At 63.5% G+C, this 20,957-nt stretch carries 21 protein-coding genes; 10 read left to right on the top strand and 11 right to left on the bottom strand.

The annotated features are described in order from the left end of the window. Nucleotides 1–88: 88 nt before the first annotated feature. The 4 genes from AB4M76_RS11090 to AB4M76_RS11075 form a co-directional block, all read right to left on the bottom strand. A complete protein-coding gene (locus AB4M76_RS11090) occupies nt 89–1,057 on the bottom strand; it encodes an ABC transporter substrate-binding protein (protein ID WP_368441911.1) in 969 nt (322 codons plus the stop codon). A 250-nt stretch (nt 1,058–1,307) separates the two neighbouring features. Next, nucleotides 1,308–1,577, bottom strand: coding sequence for a DUF1127 domain-containing protein (locus AB4M76_RS11085; protein WP_368441910.1), 270 nt, complete (start codon nt 1,575–1,577; stop codon nt 1,308–1,310). 325 nt (nt 1,578–1,902) lie between these two features. After that, the gene (locus AB4M76_RS11080; protein WP_368441909.1) at nt 1,903–2,433 is read right to left on the bottom strand and encodes a DUF488 family protein; all 531 of its coding nucleotides are present in this window, start codon (nt 2,431–2,433) and stop codon (nt 1,903–1,905) included. Beyond that, on the bottom strand, nt 2,430–2,642 hold the full coding sequence (locus AB4M76_RS11075) for a DUF2945 domain-containing protein (protein ID WP_368441908.1): 213 nt from the start codon (nt 2,640–2,642) through the stop codon (nt 2,430–2,432). The genes AB4M76_RS11080 and AB4M76_RS11075 overlap by 4 nt, the downstream gene beginning before the upstream one ends. An 866-nt stretch (nt 2,643–3,508) precedes the next feature. On the opposite strand from AB4M76_RS11075, the gene AB4M76_RS11070 reads away from it, so the two are divergent. After that, entirely contained in the window at nt 3,509–6,424 is a 2,916-nt protein-coding gene (locus tag AB4M76_RS11070; RefSeq protein ID WP_368441906.1) for a Hint domain-containing protein, read from the top strand. Nucleotides 6,425–6,522: 98 nt separating this feature from the next. On the opposite strand, the gene AB4M76_RS11065 is transcribed toward AB4M76_RS11070, so the two are convergent. Then, nucleotides 6,523–7,128, bottom strand: a complete 606-nt coding sequence (locus AB4M76_RS11065) for an NTP transferase domain-containing protein (RefSeq protein WP_368441905.1) — start codon at nt 7,126–7,128, stop codon at nt 6,523–6,525. A 118-nt stretch (nt 7,129–7,246) separates the two neighbouring features. On the opposite strand from AB4M76_RS11065, the gene AB4M76_RS11060 reads away from it, so the two are divergent. Beyond that, the gene (locus tag AB4M76_RS11060; protein ID WP_368441904.1) at nt 7,247–8,566 is read left to right on the top strand and encodes a DUF2254 domain-containing protein; all 1,320 of its coding nucleotides are present in this window, start codon (nt 7,247–7,249) and stop codon (nt 8,564–8,566) included. Here the strand turns inward: AB4M76_RS11060 and AB4M76_RS11055 are convergent. The 4 genes from AB4M76_RS11055 to AB4M76_RS11040 form a co-directional block, all read right to left on the bottom strand. Beyond that, nucleotides 8,563–9,870 (bottom strand): HlyC/CorC family transporter, encoded by a 1,308-nt coding sequence (locus AB4M76_RS11055; RefSeq protein WP_368442426.1) that lies wholly within the window; start codon nt 9,868–9,870, stop codon nt 8,563–8,565. The genes AB4M76_RS11060 and AB4M76_RS11055 overlap by 4 nt on opposite strands. Before the next feature lie 122 nt (nt 9,871–9,992). Further along, nucleotides 9,993–10,961, bottom strand: a complete 969-nt coding sequence (locus tag AB4M76_RS11050; protein WP_368441903.1) for a tyrosine recombinase — start codon at nt 10,959–10,961, stop codon at nt 9,993–9,995. After that, the gene (locus AB4M76_RS11045; RefSeq protein ID WP_368441902.1) at nt 10,958–12,625 is read right to left on the bottom strand and encodes a hypothetical protein; all 1,668 of its coding nucleotides are present in this window, start codon (nt 12,623–12,625) and stop codon (nt 10,958–10,960) included. The genes AB4M76_RS11050 and AB4M76_RS11045 overlap by 4 nt, the downstream gene beginning before the upstream one ends. 5 nt (nt 12,626–12,630) lie before the next feature. Beyond that, nucleotides 12,631–12,780 carry a hypothetical protein gene (locus AB4M76_RS11040; protein ID WP_368441901.1) on the bottom strand — a complete coding sequence of 50 codons (150 nt, stop codon included), beginning with the start codon at nt 12,778–12,780 and terminating at the stop codon, nt 12,631–12,633. 80 nt (nt 12,781–12,860) lie between these two features. Here AB4M76_RS11040 and AB4M76_RS11035 point away from each other — a divergent pair, with 80 nt between their 5' ends. Together AB4M76_RS11035 and aroB are read left to right on the top strand one after the other, a co-directional pair. Next, nucleotides 12,861–13,457: a shikimate kinase gene (locus AB4M76_RS11035; RefSeq protein ID WP_368441900.1), complete on the top strand. Its 597-nt coding sequence runs from the start codon at nt 12,861–12,863 to the stop codon at nt 13,455–13,457. Next, nucleotides 13,450–14,556 carry a 3-dehydroquinate synthase gene (gene aroB / locus AB4M76_RS11030; RefSeq protein WP_368441898.1) on the top strand — a complete coding sequence of 369 codons (1,107 nt, stop codon included), beginning with the start codon at nt 13,450–13,452 and terminating at the stop codon, nt 14,554–14,556. Before AB4M76_RS11035 ends, aroB begins: the two co-directional genes overlap by 8 nt. A gap of 255 nt (nt 14,557–14,811) precedes the next feature. Here aroB and AB4M76_RS11025 read toward each other — a convergent pair whose 3' ends face one another. Next, entirely contained in the window at nt 14,812–15,333 is a 522-nt protein-coding gene (locus tag AB4M76_RS11025) for a single-stranded DNA-binding protein (RefSeq protein WP_368441897.1), read from the bottom strand. A 227-nt stretch (nt 15,334–15,560) separates the two neighbouring features. On the opposite strand from AB4M76_RS11025, the gene AB4M76_RS11020 reads away from it, so the two are divergent. Next, the gene (locus AB4M76_RS11020) at nt 15,561–16,121 is read left to right on the top strand and encodes a lytic transglycosylase domain-containing protein (protein ID WP_368442425.1); all 561 of its coding nucleotides are present in this window, start codon (nt 15,561–15,563) and stop codon (nt 16,119–16,121) included. 139 nt (nt 16,122–16,260) lie between these two features. Continuing rightward, on the top strand, nt 16,261–16,788 hold the full coding sequence (locus AB4M76_RS11015; RefSeq protein ID WP_368441896.1) for a hypothetical protein: 528 nt from the start codon (nt 16,261–16,263) through the stop codon (nt 16,786–16,788). A 106-nt stretch (nt 16,789–16,894) separates the two neighbouring features. Here AB4M76_RS11015 and miaA read toward each other — a convergent pair whose 3' ends face one another. Then, on the bottom strand, nt 16,895–17,785 hold the full coding sequence (gene miaA / locus AB4M76_RS11010) for a tRNA (adenosine(37)-N6)-dimethylallyltransferase MiaA (protein WP_368441895.1): 891 nt from the start codon (nt 17,783–17,785) through the stop codon (nt 16,895–16,897). Between the two features lie 131 nt (nt 17,786–17,916). Between miaA and pyrH the strand changes: the two genes are divergently transcribed. The 4 genes from pyrH (at nt 17,917) to AB4M76_RS10990 (ending at nt 20,957) form a co-directional block, all read left to right on the top strand. Further along, nucleotides 17,917–18,657: a UMP kinase gene (gene pyrH, locus AB4M76_RS11005; protein WP_368441894.1), complete on the top strand. Its 741-nt coding sequence runs from the start codon at nt 17,917–17,919 to the stop codon at nt 18,655–18,657. 137 nt (nt 18,658–18,794) lie between these two features. After that, nucleotides 18,795–19,361, top strand: coding sequence for a ribosome recycling factor (frr, locus tag AB4M76_RS11000; RefSeq protein ID WP_368441893.1), 567 nt, complete (start codon nt 18,795–18,797; stop codon nt 19,359–19,361). Between the two features lie 54 nt (nt 19,362–19,415). Further along, the gene (gene uppS, locus AB4M76_RS10995) at nt 19,416–20,153 is read left to right on the top strand and encodes a polyprenyl diphosphate synthase (protein ID WP_368441892.1); all 738 of its coding nucleotides are present in this window, start codon (nt 19,416–19,418) and stop codon (nt 20,151–20,153) included. Nucleotides 20,154–20,165: 12 nt separating this feature from the next. Further along, the gene (locus AB4M76_RS10990; RefSeq protein WP_368441891.1) at nt 20,166–20,957 is read left to right on the top strand and encodes a phosphatidate cytidylyltransferase; all 792 of its coding nucleotides are present in this window, start codon (nt 20,166–20,168) and stop codon (nt 20,955–20,957) included.

The raw sequence follows: 20,957 nt of genomic DNA, 5'->3' as shown, positions 1-20,957 counted from the left end.
TGAAAAGATCTAAGCCTTTGCCGCCGGTTTAGAAACAAACGGGCGGGAACCTGGCTTAGGTCCCCGCCCGCAAATCTGTCATCCTGTCTTACTGCTCAAGCAGTTTCGACAGGTTGTCACGGGCGTCGTCACTCAGCCAATCGGCCCAGACGTCCTTGTTGTTCTGCAAGAAATACACCGCCGCTTCCTCGTTGGAGGCGTTGTTTTCATCCTGCCAGGCCAGCAGCTTGCTCATGTCGTCGGTCTTGAAGGTGACCTTGCCGATGAATTCCGCGATCTCGGGATTGTTGTCGTGGAAATCCTTGGTCATCACGGTCAGAACCGGCGCCGTCGGGAAGGCCGAAGGCTTGGGGTTCGGCGTGTCGACGTTCTGGTTGGCCAGATGGGCTTCTTCGTCATATTCGCCCAGATCGACGCTGGTCATGTCGTATTTGCCCAGCGGCGTTGTCGGCCCCCAGTAGTAGCCGAACCATGGCTCTTCGCTCTCATAGGCGGAGGCCATCGAGGTCACCATGGTCTCACCGGAACCGTGGTTGAAGACTTCGATACCGTTGCCTTCAAGGTCATAGGCGCGGGCGAGGTTGTCGCTCACCACGCGGCAGCCCCAGCCATCGGGGCAGTTGTTGAACATGCCGCCAACCAGTTCGGGATTCTCAAGAATGCCGTCGATGGTCTTCAGCTCAGGATGCGCTTCGGCGAGATAGGTGGGGATCCACCAGCCTTCGACGCCACCGGGATCAAGCACCGAGGTCAGCTCGACAATCTTGCCGTTCTCTTTCAGCTTCTTATAGGCGTCACCGGCCGAGTTGGGCCACATTTCCGGCACGATGTCCGGCTCGTTGTTTTCGGCCAGCGAGGTCACGGCGGGGGTGGTGTCGGAGGGCACCACGGTCACGTCGCAGGAATAGCCCTGCGTCAGCAGAAAGTTGGTCACGGCGGTGACGATCTGGGCCGATGCCCAGTTCATTTCCGCGATCGAGACTTCACCGCAATCCTGTGCCGCCGCGGCCATCGGAGTCGCTACGGCGAAAACCGTGCCAAGTAAAAATCGTTTCAAGTTCTATCTCCTCTGTATGTCGCCGACCTGCAAACACCTTCGTGCCTGCGTGTCGATCTCGTGCCCGCTCGCATCAGAATGCAGCCGGTCGCAGCCATAGTTGACCCGACCCGCTGCCAAGGCAAGCGGAATGCTGAGGGATAGAAAACAGGTTCGCCGCAGGAGTGCAACCAATCGCCGGTCGCATTCTGGCGACCGGCTGTCGGTTTTGTCCTGCTGGCGGGGGGCGGCCCCGCGCGGGGCGGCGCCTTTAGCGTCTGTTGCTGACGTCGATCTCCGCGACATAGGAGTGAATGTCGGCGCGGCGCAGGCCGATGTCGCTCAGCAGCCGGTCATCCATGCTGTTGAGCGTGGCCGCCGTGCGGTTGCGCAGCCAGCGGCGGGCGATCTTGGTCAGCAGCGGGCGCAGATTGGGCGCGCCGATGCCGGGTGCGCTGCGGCGCGGGATCGAGGGGCCGGCAAGGGCCGTGCGGGGCAGGGCAGGGGCGAGGGGGGTGTCTTTCAGCAGGTGGAAATGCATGGCATGCTCCAATTCAAAAATGGCGATAGAGATGCCCACAACCCTCCCGAACAGGCGCCGATACGCCGGTTCGCAAGTGCGGTGGGTTTCATCCCGGGTAAGATCCAGAAGTCGGTGGAGCCCCCAAGGGTCGAGCAGGCGGATCGGCCTGTCCCGCCCGGGGTTACCGGCGGTTCAGTAGTCTGCCTGGATGGTCCAGGCGCCTCATGTGAACTGCATTGATCATATGCCGCATTTGGCCTCCCGGCGTGACCTTTGCAAGAGCCCAAATGCGGGTGCGACACCCTGTCGCAATGACAAGGGCCTCAGCCACCATAGCAGGCCGCTAAGCGGGGTAGACCACGCGGCCATCGGGCTGGCGTTCCGCCCCCTCACTGGGTTTGGCGGGGTCGGTCCGACCAGGGGCCATCAGGTGCTGTACCTCATGTCCGTTGAGCAGCAGATAATCGGTGATGATCCGGCGGTGGCAGCGCCACCAAACCGCCTCGGAACACATCATCGCGATACGCTGCTCACTGCCCAGTTCCAAGAGCTCGGCGAAGGCCGCCTGAAACTCGGGCCCGAGCGCATAGTCGGCGTAGTTCTGAAAACTGCGCACCCGCCAGAAGTCGTTCACCGCGTCATCGACCTGCGGCTGCTTTTTGCGCCGCCCGCCCAGAGCGAGCATATGGCGGTAGCCGATCTGCACCTCGGCCAGACGCTCGGGGAAGCGGTCATCGTTGAAATCCGGGTTGCTGCGCGACTTTGGGAAAGAGCGCACGTCGATCAGCAAGCCGATCTGCGCCGCGCGCAGCATGTCGATCACCACCTCGGGGGCACGGTTGGAGTGGCCGATGGTATAGAAACCGCCGCTCATGATTTCAGCTTGGTCAGCGCGTCCTCTTTATGCGCGGCGATATGATCGGTCTTGTCGCTTTCGATCTCATATTGCGGCTCTTCCTTCGAGGCCCGGCGCTTGTGACCCTTATAGGTAAAATCCGCCTCATGCACTTTGGTGATATGGCCCTGCACCCGTCCGGCTTCGGAATTCCAGCTGACGTGATCGCCCTTTGCAAATTTAGCCATGGTGAACCTCCTATCCTATAGAAAGATAACGAAAGCCGGGCTGGCCCTGTTCCGCGCCGGGGGAAAGGCGCTCTACGACAGGTTGAGAATGATTCGACGTAAATATGGCGCTTGCGCCGGGATTGCGTCACCAGTCAGCGGGGTTTTGCACCATTGGTTCCGCTCTGCGAACAAGGCAAATGCAAGCTGGGCGAGAAAGAGGCGAAAAATTTGCGCGCTGGTTTACGCCCTATTGTTCAACACCGCGAAACAATGGCAGGGGCGCGCGGGGGCGGCTGCGCCGCGAAATACCTCCGAAACCCCAGGTTTCCTTAACGATCGGCGCTATCTGACTGATCGCAAAGGGAAACAATTGTCCCCGATTTGGGCCGGAGCGCGGGGCGAATGCGGCCAAATCGCATATTGTTCCGCCCATTTTCAAACATTTTTCGCTTTGTTGGACCGAAACGCTTGGCTATGCATGAAGATGCCCACTGGGGGGCAAAGAAAGTCTGTAGGTCACGGGGGCGGCCGCATTAAGCGCATCGAGGATGCGGGAGATGTGGGTACGCTGCATAACATGCGACCGTATTCACATAGCCGTCAGGGGTTGCGTCCCTCGGCCCGAGCCGCCTGTCGGCTTCTCCCTCTTGGTGCCGCGCCGATGCGTGTCGTCTGACCTGGATTTTTGCCAGCGGGGCGCGTGTGAACGAAGGGAGAAAGAAGATGTTTCAACTGCGACAGGGGGTTAAAGCGCCCCAAACGCAATTTTCTGCGGTCCAGGCTATTTCCTCCAGCGTTTCGCGCTCCATTCTACTCAAATCCGCATCAATATCTAAATCGGCCGCGTTGCGCGCCGCGTGCAACAAAGCTCAGGAGATTATTCAATGATCAGAACACTTGATTTCAACGCCTTCGCTGCCGGTACTGTGATTGACGACGAATATGCCGATCTGGGTGTGACGGTCTCCGCGAGCGGCGGGTCCGGCGATGCGATGATTTTTGACAGCGCCAACCCCACCGGGGGCGACCGCGATCTGGCCTCCGACACGCTCGAAGGGGTGCTGATCGTCTCTGAGGATGGCGACAGCAGTGATCCGGATGACAATGCGGGCGGTGGCAGCCTGTTCTTTGATTTCGACGATGCGGTGCGCATGAAAGGGGTCACCTTCAAAGACATCGAAGAGACCAGCGGCGACGGCACGCGGGTGATCTTCTATGACGAAGCAGGCGAGGTGATCCAGAACCACTATGTGAAACCCACCGGCGATGGCGGTGAGCGTTTCGTGCAGTTCAACATCGACGGCGTGTCGCGTTTCGAAGTGCGGCTCGAAGGCTCCGGCGCGATCGACAATCTGGTGTTCGACGATTGCAAGCCCGACACGGGCGGCGAGAATGAAGCGCCGGTGACCGAGGATGACGTGCTGATCCTTGACGAAGATACCGTCGGCACCGTCGATGTCTTGGCCAATGACAGTGATCCCGAAGGCGACACGCTGACCGTCACCATGGCCAGCTGCCCCGCCGGCACGGTCGAGATCGGCACCGATGGCGTGCTGACCTTCACCCCGGATGAGGATTTCAACGGCGAAACCACGATCACCTATACCGTCGATGACGGCAACGGCAACACCAGCGAAGGCACTGTCAATGTCACCGTCAACCCGGTGAACGATGCGCCTGTCGCCCGTGACGACAGCGCCAGCACCATCGGCAGCGATCCGGTGGTGATCGATGTGCTGGCCAATGACACCGATGTCGACGGGGACATGCTGAGCGTCGCGGATGCCAGCAGCGATGACGGCAGCGTCACCATCAACGACGATGGCACCATCACCTTCGTGGCCAATGACAATTTCACCGGCGATGCCACCATCACCTATACCGTGACCGACCCCGACGGGGCGACGGATGAGGCGGTGGTGACCGTGACCGTCGGCGCGGGCGAGCCCAGCCGCGACGGCTATGTCGATGGCACGCCGGGCGCCGATCTGATCGACGAGGATTATACCGGCGACCCTGATGGCGACATGATCGACAATAACGACGCGATCCTGCCCGGGGCCGAGGGCAATGACGACTATGTCCGCGCCGGCGACGGCGACGACACCGTTATGGCTGGCCGTGGCGATGATATCGTCGAAGGCGGCGCTGGCTCTGACGTGGTCTATGGCGGCGCGGGGGATGATCTGATCGACACCGGCAACGGCGATCTGGCCCCCGATCTGGGCTATCCCGAAAGCGACCGCGATAGCCTTGGCTTTGACCCCGATGCCGACCCCGAGAATGACCGCGACTATGTCGAAGGCGGCGCGGGCAATGATACCATCCGCACCGGCGACGACCGCGACACCATCTTTGGCGGCAGCGGCAATGACGTGATCGACGGCGGCATCGACGATGACCAGATCAATGGCGGTGCCGGCGATGACCGGATCGTCGGCGGGGAGGGCAATGACAGCATCCGTGGCGGCCGCGGCAATGACACGATCTATGCGGGCAATGACCCCGAGCTCGGTCTCGACGTGCTCGACATCCCCGATGAGGCCGATCCCGCCAACCCCTTCACCCCGGACCGCGTGCCCCATAACGGCATGGACACGGTTGACGGTGGCGCGGGCGATGATGTGATCTATGGCGCCGATGACGCGGATCTGCTGCGCGGCGGCTCGGGTGATGACTATATCGACGGCCAGATCGACAATGACACCATCGCAGGCAACACCGGCAATGACACGCTCTTGGGCGGTCAGGGCGACGACAGCATCTCCGGCGGTCAGGGCAATGACATGCTCTATGGCGGCACCGGCGACGACACGCTGCGCGGCAACCGCGACGACGACTATCTCGAAGGCGGCGCGGGTGATGACCTGCTCGACGGTGGCGGCCAGAACGACACGCTGATGGGCGGCGCGGGCGACGACCTGCTGCGCGGCGGTCAGGGCGACGATCTGCTCGACGGGGGCGCGGGAGTTGACGTGATGATCGGCGGCGCCGATCAGGATATCTTCGTCAATGTGAATGCGGGCGATGATGTCGATGGCGGCAGCGCCGGCGTGGACTTCGACACGCTCGATCTGCGGGATTCGGCGCCCGAAGGCGGTGGTCTGACCATCACCTATACTTCGGATGACCGGGAGGATGGCTATGTCGATTACTTTGATGCCGAGGGCAATGCCGCCGGGCGTCTGAACTTTGTCGAGATCGAGAATGTCATCCCCTGTTTCACACCCGGCACCAAGATCGCCACGCCCAAGGGCGAGATCCGTGTCGAGGACCTTCGGGTCGGGGACCGGGTCATCACCCGCGACAATGGCATCCAGACGATCCGCTGGGTCGGCGCGCGGGAGATGACCGGGGCCGAGTTTGAAATGGCCGCGCATCTCAAGCCCGTGCTGATCCGCAAAGGCGCGCTTGGCCATGATCTGCCGGAGCGGGACATGATGGTCAGCCCCAACCACCGCGTCTTGGTCGCGAATGACAAGACGGCGCTCTACTTTGAAGAGCGTGAAGTGCTGGTGGCGGCGAAACATCTGACCGGCATGGAAGGGGTCGACGTGGTTGACGTGTCGAACACCACCTACATCCATGTGATGTTTGACCGGCATGAGGTGATCCTCTCTGACGGCACATGGACCGAAAGCTTCCAACCCGGGGACATGTCGCTGGCCGGTATCGGTGAAGAGCAGCGCAACGAGATTCTGGAACTCTTCCCGGAGCTTGCCACGCAGGACGGTATCAACGGCTATACCGCCGCGCGCCGCTCGCTCAAGAAACACGAAGCCAGCCTGCTGGTGAAGTAATTCCCGCGGGGGCGCGGGAACCGACATATGCAGCGATGAGACGGGGCGGGCGACCGCCCCGTTTTCCTTCGGGGCGATGCTTTCCTATCTGGCCCGGTTCACTCCCGCATCCGGCAGCGCCATGCCGACCAATCCTCCGGCGTATCCAGATCCAGCCTTGCGCGGTTGCCGGGCAGGGGGACCAGCTGCACCCGGTCCGGGACGGCCCGCACCACCGAACGGCCACCATCATCGCCGCGCAGCTGTCGCATCTGCGCGAAGAGCGGGGCGGCAAAGACAATCGGATGCCCCGGCGCGCCCTGCGCGGTGGCCGCGCGCCAGATCAGCATGTCACTCTCCACATGCACCGCCGCGACAAGCCGGGCGAGGTCCTGGGCCTGCACCTCGGGCATATCCGCCAGCATCACCATCGCGGCGCCGGTCTCGGGCGGCAGCGCGGCAAAGGCGGTCCGCAGACTGGCCCCCATCCCCTCTGCCGCGTCAGGCACCGGCAGGGCGGTGATGTCGAGCCCCGAGAGCGCCGCATAGCGCGGATGCGGGGCCGGGGGCAGGGCGACGATGACCGGGCCGACACCCCGCGCCAGCCGCGCCTGCCGGCGCAGCAGGGGCTGGCCCTCCACCTCTTCGAGCAATTTGTCGCGCCCGCGCATCCGGGTCGACGCACCGGCAGCAAGCAGGATCACGGGGAATGGGGCGCGGGTCATGGGCAAAGCCTAGCCGCGAAGACGGGCCAGGGTAACCCCCTATGCAAAGCCGCGATGCCCGGGGCAAAATCCGCTAAACCACCGTTGGCAGGGCGCTTTTTCGTGCTACCATCGGAAGATGAAGCTGCAAGACCTGATCCCCCAGACGCTGTTGCGCAAGGCGCGCGAATATTCCCGCAAACTCTGGGTGCGGGTGGTCTTCATGGGGCTTTTGGCCTTTGTCGCGCTTGGGCTGACGCAATTGTTCGAGCCCCTGGTGCCAAAGAAAATCGCGACCCGTCTGACCGGGGAGGCCGCGGACCGTCTGTTGCAGATCATCGCGGATGCGATGCTGGCCGTGACGATCTTTTCGATCACCGTCATGGTGACCGTCTATCGCTCCTCCTCCTCGCAATTCACGCCGCGGGTGCATCGGCTGATCATCCAAGACCCGACCACACAGAACACATTGGCGGTCTTCATCGGCGCCTATGTCTATGCGCTGGTGGCGATCATCATGCGCGAGCTCGGGATCTATGTGGATGAACGGGCCTTTGTGCTGTTTCTGATGACGGTACTGGTGCTTGGGATCATCGTGATCTACCTGATCCGCTGGGTGCTGCATCTGCAAAGTCTGGGCAGTCTGATCGACACCACGCGCCAGATCGAACGGGTCACGACCGCGCTTTTCAAAGAGCGGCTTGAGACGCCCTGCATGGGCGGGCATCCCCTGACCACAAAACCGCCCGAGGGCGCATGGCCGGTGCATGCGGAAAAGAGCGCCTATCTGCAACATATCTACCCTGAAGCCCTGCAAGACCATGCGGAAACCCATGGGGTGCATGTCTATGTGACCCGCCGGATCGGGGATTTCATCTTTGCGGGGGAGCCTTTGCTCTATCTGATCCAGCGCGGCACGCCCAAGCCGAAAGACTCCGACAAGGGCAAAGAGCCGACCGTCGAGGAAGCGGTGTGCAGCGCGGTCACCCTGGGGGATCTGCGCACCTTTGACCAAGACCCGAGGTTCGGGCTGCGCGTTCTGGGGGAGGTCGCCTCGAAAGCGCTGTCGCCGGGGGTGAATGACCCGGGCACGGCGATTGACGTGATCACGCGGATCGGGCGGGTCCTGACCTACTACCGGGATGAGACCAAACCGAACGGGAAGGTCGCGCTGCCCAATCTGCATATCGCACCGATCGACGCCCGGGGTCTGATCGAAGACAGTTTCGGCGCGCCCGCGCGCGATGGCGCGGATGTGGTCGAGGTGCAGATCACCCTGCAAAACGTGCTGAACGGGCTGATGCGCCACCCTGATCCCGGTCTTGTCAGCGTGGCGCGGGAAGCGGCGGAGAACCACCTGCGCCGCGCCTTTGACGCGGTGCCTTTCGGCCCCGACCGCGCGATGATCTGGCACGCGGCGCAAGAGGATGTGCGCCGCGTGGTCGCCTCGCCGGATTAAAGCGGGCGGATTTTTAGCTGGGTGATGCGGTTGCCCTCGCGGGCCATGACCTCGAAGCGGAAGCCGTGGAAGGAAAACACCTGCCCCACGGTGGGGATCATCTGCGCCTCATGGATCACCAGACCGGCAATGGTATTGGCCTCGTCATCGGGCAGCGACCAATCGGTGGCGCGGTTCAGGTCGCGGATCGTCATCGCGCCCTCGACCATCAGATGCCCGTCTTCGGCCTGTTTCAGCGGGTGGTCGCCATCGGGGTCAAACTCATCGGTGATCTCGCCGACGATCTCTTCCAGAATGTCTTCGAGCGTGATCAGCCCCTGCAGCGAGCCATATTCATCCACCACCAGCGCAAAATGCGTGCGGCGGCGCAGGAACTGGCGCATCTGTTCGTCAAGCGTGGTGGTTTCCGGCACGAAATAGGGTTTCATCACCACTTCGGAGACGTTGAACTTTTTCAGCGCCGAGGCGTCGCCATCCGGCCCGCCGATCAGCTTATACATGGCGCGCAGCAGGTCTTTGGCATGGATCACGCCGATGATGTTTTCCGGGTCATCGCGAAAGACCGGCAGGCGGGTGTGGTTGGATTGCAGACATTGCTCAAGAATGGAGGAGGGATCCGCCTGCGCGTCGACCATCTCGATGCCGGAGCGGTGCAGCATGATTTCTTCGACCGTCCGTTCACGCAGATCAAGCGCGCCAAGGATGCGGTCGCGGTCTTCTTTTTCGACCACGCCTTCGGAATGGCCCAGTTGCAGCGCCCCGGCAATCTCCTCGCGCACCGCGAGAATGTTGCTGTCCGGGTCGATCTGCACGCCAAAGAGCCGCAGCACCCCGCGCACAAAAATGCGCACGGCGCTGACGACCGGGGCGAACAGCAGCACCACCAGCGCGATCGGGCGCGAGACCAGCGCGGCGGCGCGTTCGGAATTGGTGATCGCATAGGTCTTGGGCAGCACCTCGGCAAAGACCAGCACCAAAAGCGTCATCACCAGCGTCGCCAGCGCCACGCCGCTTTCGCCGAACAGCCGCGTGAACATCGCGGTGGCCATCGAGGCGGCGAGGATATTGACAAGGTTGTTGCCCAGAAGCACCGAGCCAATCAGCCGCTCATTGTCCTCGGTGATTTTCAGGGCCCGTGTCGCCCCGCGCGAGCCTTTGTCGGCCTGCGCGCGCAGCTTCCCGCGGGAGGCGGCGGTCAGCGCGGTTTCCGAGCCGGAGAAGAAGCCCGAAAGCACCAGCAGAAACAGGATAATTCCGGAGCTGAGCCAGAAAGCTGCGTCAAAAAGGGCGGGGGCCGTTTCCATGAAGTCTTTTTCCATTCATTATGTCTTGCAGATGTTATGGGCGCGGGGGCGGTGTCATTCAAGGGCCGCCTGCACGCCCGCACGCCGAAGCGCGCGGGGCGTAGACAGGCGACCGGGCGCGGCTATTGGCTGTCGGTGGCCGCGCTGCGCCCGTCCTTGGCCAGGGGGTGCCGCTCCAGCACCAGATCCGAAAGCCGCTCTTCGAGCACATGGGTGTAGATCTCGGTGGTGGCGACATCGGCATGGCCGAGCATCGTCTGGATCGCCCGCAGGTCCGCCCCATTGGCCAGCAAATGGGTGGCAAAGGCATGGCGCAGGGTATGCGGCGTGACCTTTTCCGGGGCCACACCGCCTGCGACGGCAAATTCCTTGATCAGCAGATAGAACCGATGCCGGGTCAGATAGCCGGCCACCCCGCGGGAGGGGAAGAGGTAGCGGGCGGGCGGTTTGCCCTTGGCCTGTGCCGCCTCATCCGCCTTGTCGCGCGCCACCAGCCAGGCGGCCAGCGCGTCGCGGGCCGGTTCTGACAGGGGCACCAGACGTTCCTTGCCGCCCTTGCCCGAGATCAGCAGCAGACGTGGATCGCCACGCGCCGCACTGACCGGCAGGCTGACCAATTCGCTGACCCGCATGCCGGTGGCATAGAGCAGCTCCATCAGACAGGTGTTGCGCAGCTGGTCCGCCAGCGAGCGGCCAGAGTTGCGGGCGGCGTCGAGCAGCCGGTCAACCTCCTCAACCGAAAGGATTTTGGGCAGGCGCTTGTCCTGCCCCGGTCCGGCGATTTGGATCGCCGGATTGTCCTCGCGCAGCCCTTCTTCAAAGGCGAAACGGTAGAGCTGCTTGATCGCCGACAGCCGCCGGGCACGGGTGGATTTGGCAAGCCCTTGGGTGTCGCAATGGACCAGATAGCTTTCCACCTCGCTGCGGTTGGCGCTGAGGAAATCATGGTTCTGCCGGGCCAGAAAGACGTCAAAATCCTTGAGGTCGCGGCCATAGGCCAGCTGCGTGTTGGTAGCGGCCCCCTGTTCGGCGGCGGCGGCCTCCAGAAAGCTGGAAATCCAGTGAAAGGTCGGGGTTTGGGTCATGGTCATTGTTCGAGCAGCACAATCTGCAAAGCGGCGCGGCGGGCGGTGTCTTCAAGACCCAGAGCGCGGAGGGTGGCAAGAGCGTCGCGCAGCGCGCCGGTGTCGCCGCTGGCCCCGTCGTGGAGCATCGACAAAAGGCGCAGGATCGCCATGCCGAGCTGTTCGTCCCGCGCAAGCGCCATCAGATCGGTGCGCGGGGTCGGGTTGGAGAAAGCATCATGCACCGCCGCGGCCAGATGCGCGTCGGGGGCCGGACCCTCGGGCACATCGCCCCGCGCCACCGCGCGCAGCAGCCGCTCTTGGGGGCCGTCGCCGATCACACGGCCGGCGGCGGTCTCATAGCCGGGCGAAAGCAGCGCCACATCCCGGGCCAGCAAGGCGGCCCGGCCGGCAAGCGGAATGGTCGAGAGCGGTTCGGCAAAAAGCGCCGCAAAGGACACTTCGAGCGAGGCTTCGCGCATGGCTTCCCAAGCGGGCGGCAGGGTCTTGGCCACCGCTTCGGCACTGCCGGTGCGCAGCGCGGTTTCAAAGCGTTGCAAGGCCGCGACCCGGTCCCAGATGCCGCCCGAGGCGGCGGGCTGGCGTTCGGTGTAGAGCCCCAGCAGTTGATTGTCGGGCAGCGCCCCCGCGCGGGTCAGCCGTTCGGCGGCCTCAAGCTGGGCCTTCCAGCCGGCCAGATCGCGCAGGTCCGCCACGGCATAGGGGCGTGGCAGGCTGTTGGAGGGCAACGGCTCGCCAATGGTTTCGAACAGACGGAAGGTCATCGGGTCCATCTGGCGCGGGGCGCGCAGCGGTTCGGACCCTTCGAAATAATCCGGATTCAGGAACCGGTCGAAAAGGTCGAGCTGGGTGGCGTCGAGCAGGCCGAGCGCCTGCGCGGAGCCGAAGGTCAGCGCCGCATCCTCCCATTGGCCGGCGCGGGCGTTGCAGAAAATCCTGGTGCCATAGTCGCGGGTGAGATGCGGCGATTTCATCAGACGCGCACAGGCGCGGTCTTCGGTGCCGGTCAGCAGCGACAGCTGCATCCACAGATCGAAATGCGCGGGCGAGGTGGTGACCCCGGCCTGTTCGATCAGCGAAAGCGCGGGGTCGAGCGCGCCGAGTTCCATCAGTTTCTCCACCCGGGCGAGGGCCAATGTATCGCCCTCCCGCGCTGTGCCCTGGGGCGCTTCGGCTTCGGCCAGCAGCACCGTATAAAGCAGCGCCTGCGCGGCGGGCAGATGCAGATCGGGCAGGTCCTTGATGCGCGCGGTGAGCGCATTGACCGAAGTGCCGGTCCAGATCGTGCCGGGCAGGCCGGTGACACTGCCGGGCACCAGCCCGATCCGGCGCGGCGCGCCATCGCCCAGCGGGGTGACCGTCACATGCGGCGCTGCGGCGGAGGCGGCCACGGGCGGCTCACTGCTGCGGGTGGCATGCGGGGGGCGCTGCGCCGCGGGGCTGGCGGGCCCCTGCTGGCCGAGCCAGTCAATCACCGACAAAGGCTGATCGTTGCGCTGATCTGCACCGGCATTGCCGCGCCCTTCTTTATCGGCAAGACGCGCGGCCGCCTCGGCATGCGGCATCAGCCCCCGGTCTTCGGCCGATTCGGCAAAGGCAGCGGGGGCCGTCAGGGTGCAGATCAACGCCCCCAAAGCAGCGAGGCTACGGGTCGGCAGGGCAGCGGACATGGGGTTCAATCCGCTGTCAGGGTAACGGGTTGGCGCGTCTCTGTCTGCTCGGGTGAGAAATCGACGCCAAAGAATGGCCCGATGTAGGCATAGCCCACAAGCCCGATGAACCCGATAATCGCGAGGAAAATCAGAAGCTTGAATAGTTTACCCATGGTGACTGCCTGCCCGGAATTCTGCTGTTTTGCCAAAGTATATATGGCCTTTCGGGTAAGATCACGTCATTCAAAGAAAAATGAGCGGAATTAAGCACAATAAACCCGAAGACGCGCAGGAGCCGCCGCGTTACCGACTGCACAAGACGGTGGCTTTGGTCGGCATGATGGGCGCGGGCAAGACGGCAGTGGGCCGCGCCGTGGCCGCAAAGCTGGGCGCGCCTTTTCTTGACAGCGATGCCGAGATCGAGGCGGCGGCCAACCTCAGCGTGCCGGAAATCTTTACCCGGGATGGGGAGCCGTTCTTTCGGCGGCGCGAGACCGAGGTGATCGCGCGGCTCTTGGCCGAAGAACGCTGTATTCTGTCGACCGGCGGCGGGGCCTTTCTGGCCGAGGTGAACCGCGACAATATCGCCGCCTACGGCGTGGCGCTTTGGCTGGATGCGCCTTTGGACCTGCTGTGGAATCGGGTGCGCTACAAGGACAGCCGCCCGCTGCTGCGCACGAAAGATCCCAAGGCGACCCTGTCGGCGCTCTATCACGACCGGGTGCCGCTTTACCGGCTGGCCGATCTGAGCGTGCCCTGCGAGCCGCGCCTGTCGATCGAGGCCATGGCCGAGCGGGTGATCGACAAGCTGCTGACCCGGCCTGATGTTTTGGAGAGAGTGGATGCGTGAGACGGTTTCCGTGGCCCTGCCGGGGCGCGAATATGATGTGGTGATCGGGCCGGGCCTGCTGGCCGAGGCAGGCGCGCTGATCGCGCCGCTGCTGCGCCGCAAGCGGGTGGCGGTGATCACCGAGAGCCGGGTGGCGGCGCTGCATCTGAAGACGCTGAAAGCCGGGCTGGCGGCGCAGGGCATTGAGGTCTCTGCGCTGGAACTGGCGCCGGGCGAGGGCACCAAGGACTGGGCCAACCTGCAGCGCTCTGTGGACTGGCTGCTCGACCAGCAGATCGAGCGCGGCGATATCGTGGTCGCTTTCGGCGGCGGCGTGATCGGGGATCTGGTGGGCTTTGCCGCCGCGATCCTGCGCCGCGGGGTGCGTTTTGTGCAGATCCCGACCTCGCTGCTGGCGCAGGTCGACAGTTCGGTGGGCGGCAAGACCGGGATCAACGCAAGCCAGGGCAAGAACCTGATCGGCGCCTTTCACCAGCCGAGCCTCGTGCTGGCCGATACCGATGTGCTGCGCACCATGCCGGCGCGTGATTTCCTGGCGGGCTATGGCGAGGTGGTGAAATACGGGCTGTTGGGCGACGCCGATTTCTTTGACTGGCTGGAGACCCATGGCCCGGCGCTGGCGGCGGGCGATATGGAAGCGCGGGTCGAAGCCGTGCGCCGCTCGGTGCAGATGAAAGCCGATATCGTGCAGCGCGACGAGACCGAACAGGGTGACCGGGCCTTGCTGAACCTTGGCCATACGTTCGGCCATGCGTTGGAAGCGGCGACGGGCTATTCCGAGCGGCTCTTGCATGGCGAAGGCGTGGCGATCGGCTGTGCGCTGGCCTTTGAGCTTTCGGCGCGGCTGGGGCTCTGCCCGCAGGAAGACCCGAGCCGCTTGCGCGCGCATCTGGCGGCCATGGAGATGAAGAAAGATCTTCGCGACATTCCCGGCGATTTGCCGGGGGCGGAGGAATTGCTGCGGCTGATGGGGCAGGACAAGAAGGTGGTCGATGGCCGGCTGCGCTTTGTGCTGGCGCGCGGGATCGGGCGGGCCTTTGCCGGGGCGGAGGTGGAGAACGACGAGTTGCTGGCGCTGCTGCGGGATGCGCTCGGCTGAGGCCAGTCGGCTACGGCACCGCGTAGAGGGCCAGCGCCTGCCCGCGGGTGGGCGATCTAACAGAAGTTCATGCCACTTTATGGCTCAGCCATGATGTGCGCTCGCGAGGTAACACCTAGCCTCACCAAATCGCCTACCCGTGCGGGCGGGCAGGCGATGGCCCGGCGCCTGCGGCTTGATTCCGGGCCAGGTGGTGTTCTCGCCGTGTCGCCAAAGGCGGGCAGGGCGCCGCAGCGCCCCACCCAATAATCTAACTCAGAACGGAATCTCATCGTCGAGGTCACGGCTGCCGCCGCCGCCGCCACCGCCGCCGTAGTTGCCGCCGCCGCCCTGCGAGGGGCCGCTGTCATAGCCGCCACCGTAGTCATTGCCACCGCCGCCGCCGCCATAGCCGCCGCCACCACCGCCACCGCCGGAGCCGCCGCCGGGACCGTCGAGCATGGTCAGCGTGCCGCCGAAGCCCTGCAGCACGACTTCGGTGCTGTAGCGGTCATTGCCGCTTTGGTCTTGCCATTTGCGGGTCTGCAACTGGCCTTCGATGTAAACCTTGGAACCCTTTCTGAGGTATTGTTCGGCGACGCGCACCAGACCTTCCTGGAAGATCGCCACCGAATGCCATTCGGTCTTTTCGCGGCGCTCGCCGGTATTGCGGTCTTTCCACGTCTCCGAGGTGGCGATGCGCAGGTTGCACACTTTGCCACCGTTCTGAAAGCTGCGCACCTCGGGGTCACGCCCGAGATTGCCGATAAGGATCACTTTGTTCACTGAGCCGGCCATCTTGCCCCCTCGTTTGTCAGTTCATGTCAGATTGGGGCGCGAATCCGATCGCACCCGGTTCGGCAGGTTATATCGCGCTTGTCGGGCAGAGAACACCGACTTTCCCACGCCGCCGCCCGCCAAATCCCTGCTGGCCCGCGCGGCGCAGTTTGCTATAGTCGCGCCAATGCAACGGCAAGGGGCAGGGACAGATGCGAGATAGGAAAGCTGTGGCCGCATTGGCCGCCATGGGCATGATTGTGACGCTTGCAGCCCCGGCTGCGGCAGAAATGTTCTCTTCTAAAAATCGGCGAGCGCTGTTTTCTTCGCAAAAGAACATCCTAGATAACCGGGCATCGCAGCAATATAAGGCCTCGGTCGCGTTGCAGCCGCCCAAGGTTGTGACCCCGACGAAATGGGATGTGCCGAAATACGGCGGCGCTTACAAAGGCGCCTATCTTGATGTCGCCCGGGGCGCGGCGCAGCGGCATGGCATTCCCGTCGATTTGTTCTTGCGGCTGGTGCAGCAGGAAAGCGGTTGGAACCCCAAGGCGCTGTCGCATAAGGGCGCGATGGGATTGGCGCAGTTGATGCCCCAGACCGCGCGGCTGCTGCGGGTCGATCCTGCCGATCCCGCGCAGAACCTTGAGGGCGGGGCGCGCTATCTCAAGCTGCAATACCGCACCTTTGGCAGCTGGGAACTGGCCCTGGCGGCCTATAACGCGGGGCCGGGGGCGGTGAAGAAATACGGCGGCGTGCCGCCCTATAAGGAAACGCGGCATTACGTGAAGGTCATCACCGGCAGCTGAGCGGCGTTGAGCGGCAATCCACCTATTGCGCCTCACCCGGGCAGCGGGCGGGGGAACTTATCTGACGGGACCGGGTTCTTTGGACAGAACCATCTGCGGCGGCTTGGCTGCTGCAGGAACGTTAGAGTGGAGTCGAAACATGCTCAATAATATCAAAACCTTTGCCCTTGCGGCTGGCGTCAGTACATTTGCCCTGACCGGGGCCGCTTTCGCGGATGAGGAGCTGCGCATTTCGGCGATTGACGTCGAATCTTCGGTCGCGGCTTCGGCAGAGAGCAATGGGCTGCAATTCTACCCTGATCTGGAGGAAGATCTGCGCAGCGAAGTGGCCGAACGCGTGCCCCTGAGCAGCGATGGCGCGGATCCGCAGATCAAGATCGACATTCGGAAAATCGCATTGAACGGCGCGACCATGTTGCCGGAAACCATGGAATTCAACCAGTTGGAAGGTGTTGTTGACATCACCAGCCCAACCGGCGCCACCGCGGGATACAGTTTTCCGGTTAAGGTAACCGCCGCAAGTGGCGATGGCATTGTGCCCGAGGGCTATGTCACCGTGGCCCCCTCCGACAGTGAGTTCTATGTGGCGCTTGTCTCGACCTTTGCCGATGTCGTGGTCGAAGGGCTGCAAAATGTGAACACCGCCGGGGGCAAGATCGACCCCTAAGCTGGCATAACCCTCTCTTCGGGCTGTCTTTCCCCGAGCTTGCCCGAAGAAAGCGGCGCGGATCCTCCCCTGATCCGCGCCATTTTTATGTCCGGCAGCGGGGCGGTCAGCTTGGCGTCACGCGCTGCCAGTCCGCCATTTTGCTGCGCATCCATGTGCGTTGGCGTTTGGCAAAGCGCCGGGTGGCGGTGATGGCGGCCGCGCGGGCCTGTTCCAGCGTCCATTCGCCGTCAAAGTAGCGGATCAATTCCGGCACGCCGATGGCGCGATGGGCGGGCAGGCTCGGGTCATAGCGCGGCCGCAGCGCGGCGATCTCATCCAGCGCGCCTTGCTTTAACATCAGATCGAAACGGCGTTCGATACGGGCGTTGAGCCACTCCCGCTCGACGTCGAACACCACCGGCAGACAGTCGGAAAGCGGCAGCAGCGGCGCGCCGGTGTTGCGCTGCCACTGGGCAAGCCCGCGCCCGGTGGCGGTCCAGACCTCCCAGGCGCGCTGCACGCGGGCGCGGTTGCGCTGGTCGATACCGGCGGCGGTCTCGGCGTCCAACTCGGCCAGCAGCGCCTCAAGGGGCATCTCATCCCCTGCGGCACGGACCTCTGGCGGGGTGGGCGGGATCTCGGCCAGACCTTGAGTCAGCGCCGCAAAATAAAGGCCGGTGCCGCCGGTGATGATCGCCCGTCTGTTCCCGGCCAGAAGCGGGGCAACCTCGCGCAGCCAATGGCCGGTGGAATAGGGCGCATCTTCGGGCAGATGACCATAGAGCGCATGGGGGGCGCGGGCCTCTTCTTCGGGGGAAGGGCGGGCGCTGATGACGCGAAAACAGTCATAGACCTGACTGGCATCGGCATTGACGATCACACCGCCCTGCGCCTCGGCAATGGCCAGCGCGAGGGCGGATTTGCCACTGGCGGTTGGCCCGGCGATCAGCACCGGGCGGTCGGGGGCGAGGCCGCTCAGCAGCGCGTCCAACTGGGCTTGCGGAATATCCGGCATTTCTTTGCGTCTTCCTCTCGCGGCGCATTGAACCTTGGGCGTATTTGCGACATTTTGGCGCGAAATGAAAACCCTTCCCCTTCCGCGCGAGTCTCTCGCCCCGGAGTGGTGAGCGAAAAAGGTGCTCCCCCATGTCCCTAGACACCCCGCAAGACAGTCCGCAAGTGACCTTTAACCGCGTCATGCTCAAGATTTCGGGGGAGGCGTTGATGGGGGATCAAAGCTATGGCCTGCATCCGCCGACCGTGGAGCGGATCGCACGCGAAGTGCATTCGGTGCATGAGCTCGGCGTCGAGATCTGCATGGTGATCGGCGGCGGCAATATCTTCCGCGGGCTGCAAGGCTCGGCGCAGGGGATGGAGCGGACCACGGCGGATTACATGGGCATGCTGGCCACCGTGATGAACGCGCTGGCGATGCAATCGGCGCTCGAAGGTCTGGGCATCCACACCCGGGTGATTTCTGCCATCACCATGAATGAGGTGGCCGAGCCCTATATCCGCCGCCGCGCCGTGCGCCACCTTGAGAAAAAGCGGGTCTGCATCTTTGCCGCGGGCACCGGCAACCCCTATTTCACCACCGACACCGCCGCCACCCTGCGCGCCAATGAGATGTCCTGCGAGGCGATCTTCAAAGGCACCAAAGTGGACGGCGTCTATGACAAGGACCCGGCGAAGTTCGACGATGCGAAACGCTATGAGACGGTCAGCTATGACGACGTGCTGCAAAAGCGTCTGGGCGTGATGGATGCGAGCGCCATCGCTCTGGCCCGTGACAACAATCTGCCGATCATCGTCTTCTCGCTGGATGAGCCCGGCGGGTTCAAGGGCATCCTGGCCGGTCAGGGTACCCATACGCGGGTGCAGGGCTGATCTTTCGGCCGGGCAGCGCGGGGCCTCCGCGCGCCGCCCTTGCGAATGCCCGCTGGTCATTCGACCCGCCAATGTTTTATACCCGCAGCAAAGCCGTGCCTTGGCACGACCACAGTCAGACCACAGGATGAGACCCCATGTCAGATGAATTCATGCTCGATACCGATGATCTTGAACGGCGGATGAACGGCGCGATTGCCTCTTTGCGGACGGAATTTGCCTCTCTGCGCACCGGGCGGGGCTCGGCCTCTATGCTGGAGCCGGTGATGGTGGAAGCCTACGGTCAGATGACCCCGGTCAATCAGGTCGGCACCGTGAACGTGCCAGAGCCGCGCATGGTGACAATCAATGTCTGGGACAAAGGTCTTGTCGGCAAGGTCGAGAAGGCGATCCGCGAAAGCGGTCTCGGGATCAACCCGCAGCTCAATGGCACGATCATCATGCTGCCGATCCCCGAGCTTAACGAAGAGCGCCGCACGCAGTTGACCAAAGTGGCCGGGCAATATGCCGAACACGCCCGCGTCTCGATCCGCAACATTCGCCGCGACGGGATGGATCAGATCAAGAAGGCCAAGAACGATGGCCAGATGTCCGAAGATGATCAGAAGATCTGGGAAGACGAAGTGCAGGCTCTGACCAACCGCTATATCACCACGATCGATGAGCAGCTTGAGACGAAACAGGCCGAGATCATGCAAGTCTGATGCCGTGCCCGCTGCGGCGGGGCCAGGCGCGCACTTGAAGGAGAAGGTCAGACGATGAGCACCGCCGAAATCCAACCAGAAATGATTCCCGGTGGGCCGCGTCACGTCGCGATCATCATGGATGGCAATGGCCGCTGGGCGACCCAACGCGGGCGGCCGCGGCTGTTTGGCCATCACGCGGGCGCCAAGCGGGTGCGCGAGATTGTCGAATGCTGCCCCGAGGTGGGGGTCGAATATCTGACGATCTTTGCCTTCTCGACCGAGAATTGGAAACGCACTCAGGTCGAAGTGGCGGGGCTTATGTCCCTGTTTCGGCGCTATATTTCCAAGGAAATGCGGGCGCTGAGCGAATATGGCGCAAGGGTGCGCTTTATCGGCGACCGCGACCGGCTGGATGACAAGCTGATCAAGCTGATGGGCGAGCTCGAGGGCGCCACGGCGCATAACACCCGGATCAATCTGACCATTGCGCTGAACTATGGCGGGCGGGATGAGGTCGCGCGGGCGACGCATCGTTTGGCGCAGGATGTGGCGCATGGCAGGCTCGATCCCGACTCTGTGGACGAAGAGACCCTGCCGCGCTACCTCGATACCCATGTCCTGCCGGACCCCGATCTGGTGATCCGCACCAGCGGCGAGGCACGGATTTCGAATTTTCTGCTCTGGCAGTCGGCCTATGCGGAATATGAATTTATTGACACGCTCTGGCCGGACTTCACGCGCGAGGAGTTCACCAAGCTCTGCGCCGCTTACGGCGGACGTGATCGGCGGTTCGGTGCGGTCAAGACCTGAGGAGACAGCGCCATGAAATCACCTGAACAATGGGCCGATCTGCGGGCGCGGATGCTCTCGGCCACGGCCATGATCCTTGTGGGGCTCTTGGGCATCTGGTTCGGCGGGCTGGTGTTTCACCTGCTGGTGGCGCTGATCTGCGGCATGATGGTGTGGGAGCTGGTCGGCATGTTGCGCGGGCCGGGGCAGGCGGAATCCTGGCAGTTGGGGCTGGTGACGGGTCTGGCCGTGCTGGCTTCGGTCTATCTGCCGGTGGGGCTGGGGCTGCCGCTGCTGCTGGGCCCGGCGCTCTTGGGCTTTGCTCTGCTCAGCGCCAATCGCACGATCTATATGAGTTTCACCGCGCTGATCCTGCTGGCGGGCTTTGGCCTGATCCAGCTGCGCGATGACATGGGTTTTGGCTGGCTGATGTGGCTGGTGCTGGTTGTGGTGGTCACCGATGTGGTGGGCTATTTCGCCGGGCGCGCCATTGGCGGGCCAAAGTTCTGGCCCAAGGTCAGCCCCAAGAAGACATGGTCCGGCACCGCCTCTGGCTGGCTTGGCGCGGCGCTGGTGGGGGCGATCTTTAGCTTCAACACCGGCTTTGGCCTGCAACTTGTGGGGATTTCCATCGCGCTGTCGATGGCCTCTCAGATGGGCGATATGGCGGAATCGGGGATGAAACGCAAAATGGGCGTCAAAGACAGTTCGGCGCTGATCCCCGGCCATGGCGGGCTTCTGGACCGTTTTGACGGGATGCTGGGGGCGGCTGTGTTCCTGCTGATGGTCGGCCCGATGATCGGCTTTCCGCCGGGCCTGAACTGA

The sequence above is a fragment of the Sulfitobacter sp. PS-8MA genome (assembly GCF_040933935.1).
Classification (GTDB): Bacteria; Pseudomonadota; Alphaproteobacteria; order Rhodobacterales; family Rhodobacteraceae; genus Sulfitobacter.
The sequence above is the reverse complement of the archived record's forward strand: the minus strand, read 5'-3'. Positions and strand labels throughout refer to the sequence as shown.

What these genes read in the sequence shown, in the direction of transcription:
- AB4M76_RS11075 (WP_368441908.1), bottom strand. Translation starts at nt 2,642, where the DNA reads ATGGCTAAATTTGCAAAGGGCGATCACGTCAGCTGGAATTCCGAAGCC.
- AB4M76_RS11085 (WP_368441910.1), bottom strand. Translation starts at nt 1,577, where the DNA reads ATGCATTTCCACCTGCTGAAAGACACCCCCCTCGCCCCTGCCCTGCCC.
- miaA (WP_368441895.1), bottom strand. Translation starts at nt 17,785, where the DNA reads ATGCCGGATATTCCGCAAGCCCAGTTGGACGCGCTGCTGAGCGGCCTC.
- AB4M76_RS11035 (WP_368441900.1), top strand. Translation starts at nt 12,861, where the DNA reads ATGAGCGGAATTAAGCACAATAAACCCGAAGACGCGCAGGAGCCGCCG.
- AB4M76_RS11055 (WP_368442426.1), bottom strand. Translation starts at nt 9,870, where the DNA reads ATGGAAACGGCCCCCGCCCTTTTTGACGCAGCTTTCTGGCTCAGCTCC.
- uppS (WP_368441892.1), top strand. Translation starts at nt 19,416, where the DNA reads ATGAGCACCGCCGAAATCCAACCAGAAATGATTCCCGGTGGGCCGCGT.
- AB4M76_RS11040 (WP_368441901.1), bottom strand. Translation starts at nt 12,780, where the DNA reads ATGGGTAAACTATTCAAGCTTCTGATTTTCCTCGCGATTATCGGGTTC.
- AB4M76_RS10990 (WP_368441891.1), top strand. Translation starts at nt 20,166, where the DNA reads ATGAAATCACCTGAACAATGGGCCGATCTGCGGGCGCGGATGCTCTCG.
- AB4M76_RS11045 (WP_368441902.1), bottom strand. Translation starts at nt 12,625, where the DNA reads ATGTCCGCTGCCCTGCCGACCCGTAGCCTCGCTGCTTTGGGGGCGTTG.
- AB4M76_RS11015 (WP_368441896.1), top strand. Translation starts at nt 16,261, where the DNA reads ATGCTCAATAATATCAAAACCTTTGCCCTTGCGGCTGGCGTCAGTACA.
- AB4M76_RS11025 (WP_368441897.1), bottom strand. Translation starts at nt 15,333, where the DNA reads ATGGCCGGCTCAGTGAACAAAGTGATCCTTATCGGCAATCTCGGGCGT.
- pyrH (WP_368441894.1), top strand. Translation starts at nt 17,917, where the DNA reads ATGTCCCTAGACACCCCGCAAGACAGTCCGCAAGTGACCTTTAACCGC.
- AB4M76_RS11060 (WP_368441904.1), top strand. Translation starts at nt 7,247, where the DNA reads ATGAAGCTGCAAGACCTGATCCCCCAGACGCTGTTGCGCAAGGCGCGC.
- AB4M76_RS11020 (WP_368442425.1), top strand. Translation starts at nt 15,561, where the DNA reads ATGGGCATGATTGTGACGCTTGCAGCCCCGGCTGCGGCAGAAATGTTC.
- AB4M76_RS11070 (WP_368441906.1), top strand. Translation starts at nt 3,509, where the DNA reads ATGATCAGAACACTTGATTTCAACGCCTTCGCTGCCGGTACTGTGATT.
- frr (WP_368441893.1), top strand. Translation starts at nt 18,795, where the DNA reads ATGTCAGATGAATTCATGCTCGATACCGATGATCTTGAACGGCGGATG.
- AB4M76_RS11080 (WP_368441909.1), bottom strand. Translation starts at nt 2,433, where the DNA reads ATGAGCGGCGGTTTCTATACCATCGGCCACTCCAACCGTGCCCCCGAG.
- AB4M76_RS11050 (WP_368441903.1), bottom strand. Translation starts at nt 10,961, where the DNA reads ATGACCATGACCCAAACCCCGACCTTTCACTGGATTTCCAGCTTTCTG.
- aroB (WP_368441898.1), top strand. Translation starts at nt 13,450, where the DNA reads ATGCGTGAGACGGTTTCCGTGGCCCTGCCGGGGCGCGAATATGATGTG.
- AB4M76_RS11065 (WP_368441905.1), bottom strand. Translation starts at nt 7,128, where the DNA reads ATGACCCGCGCCCCATTCCCCGTGATCCTGCTTGCTGCCGGTGCGTCG.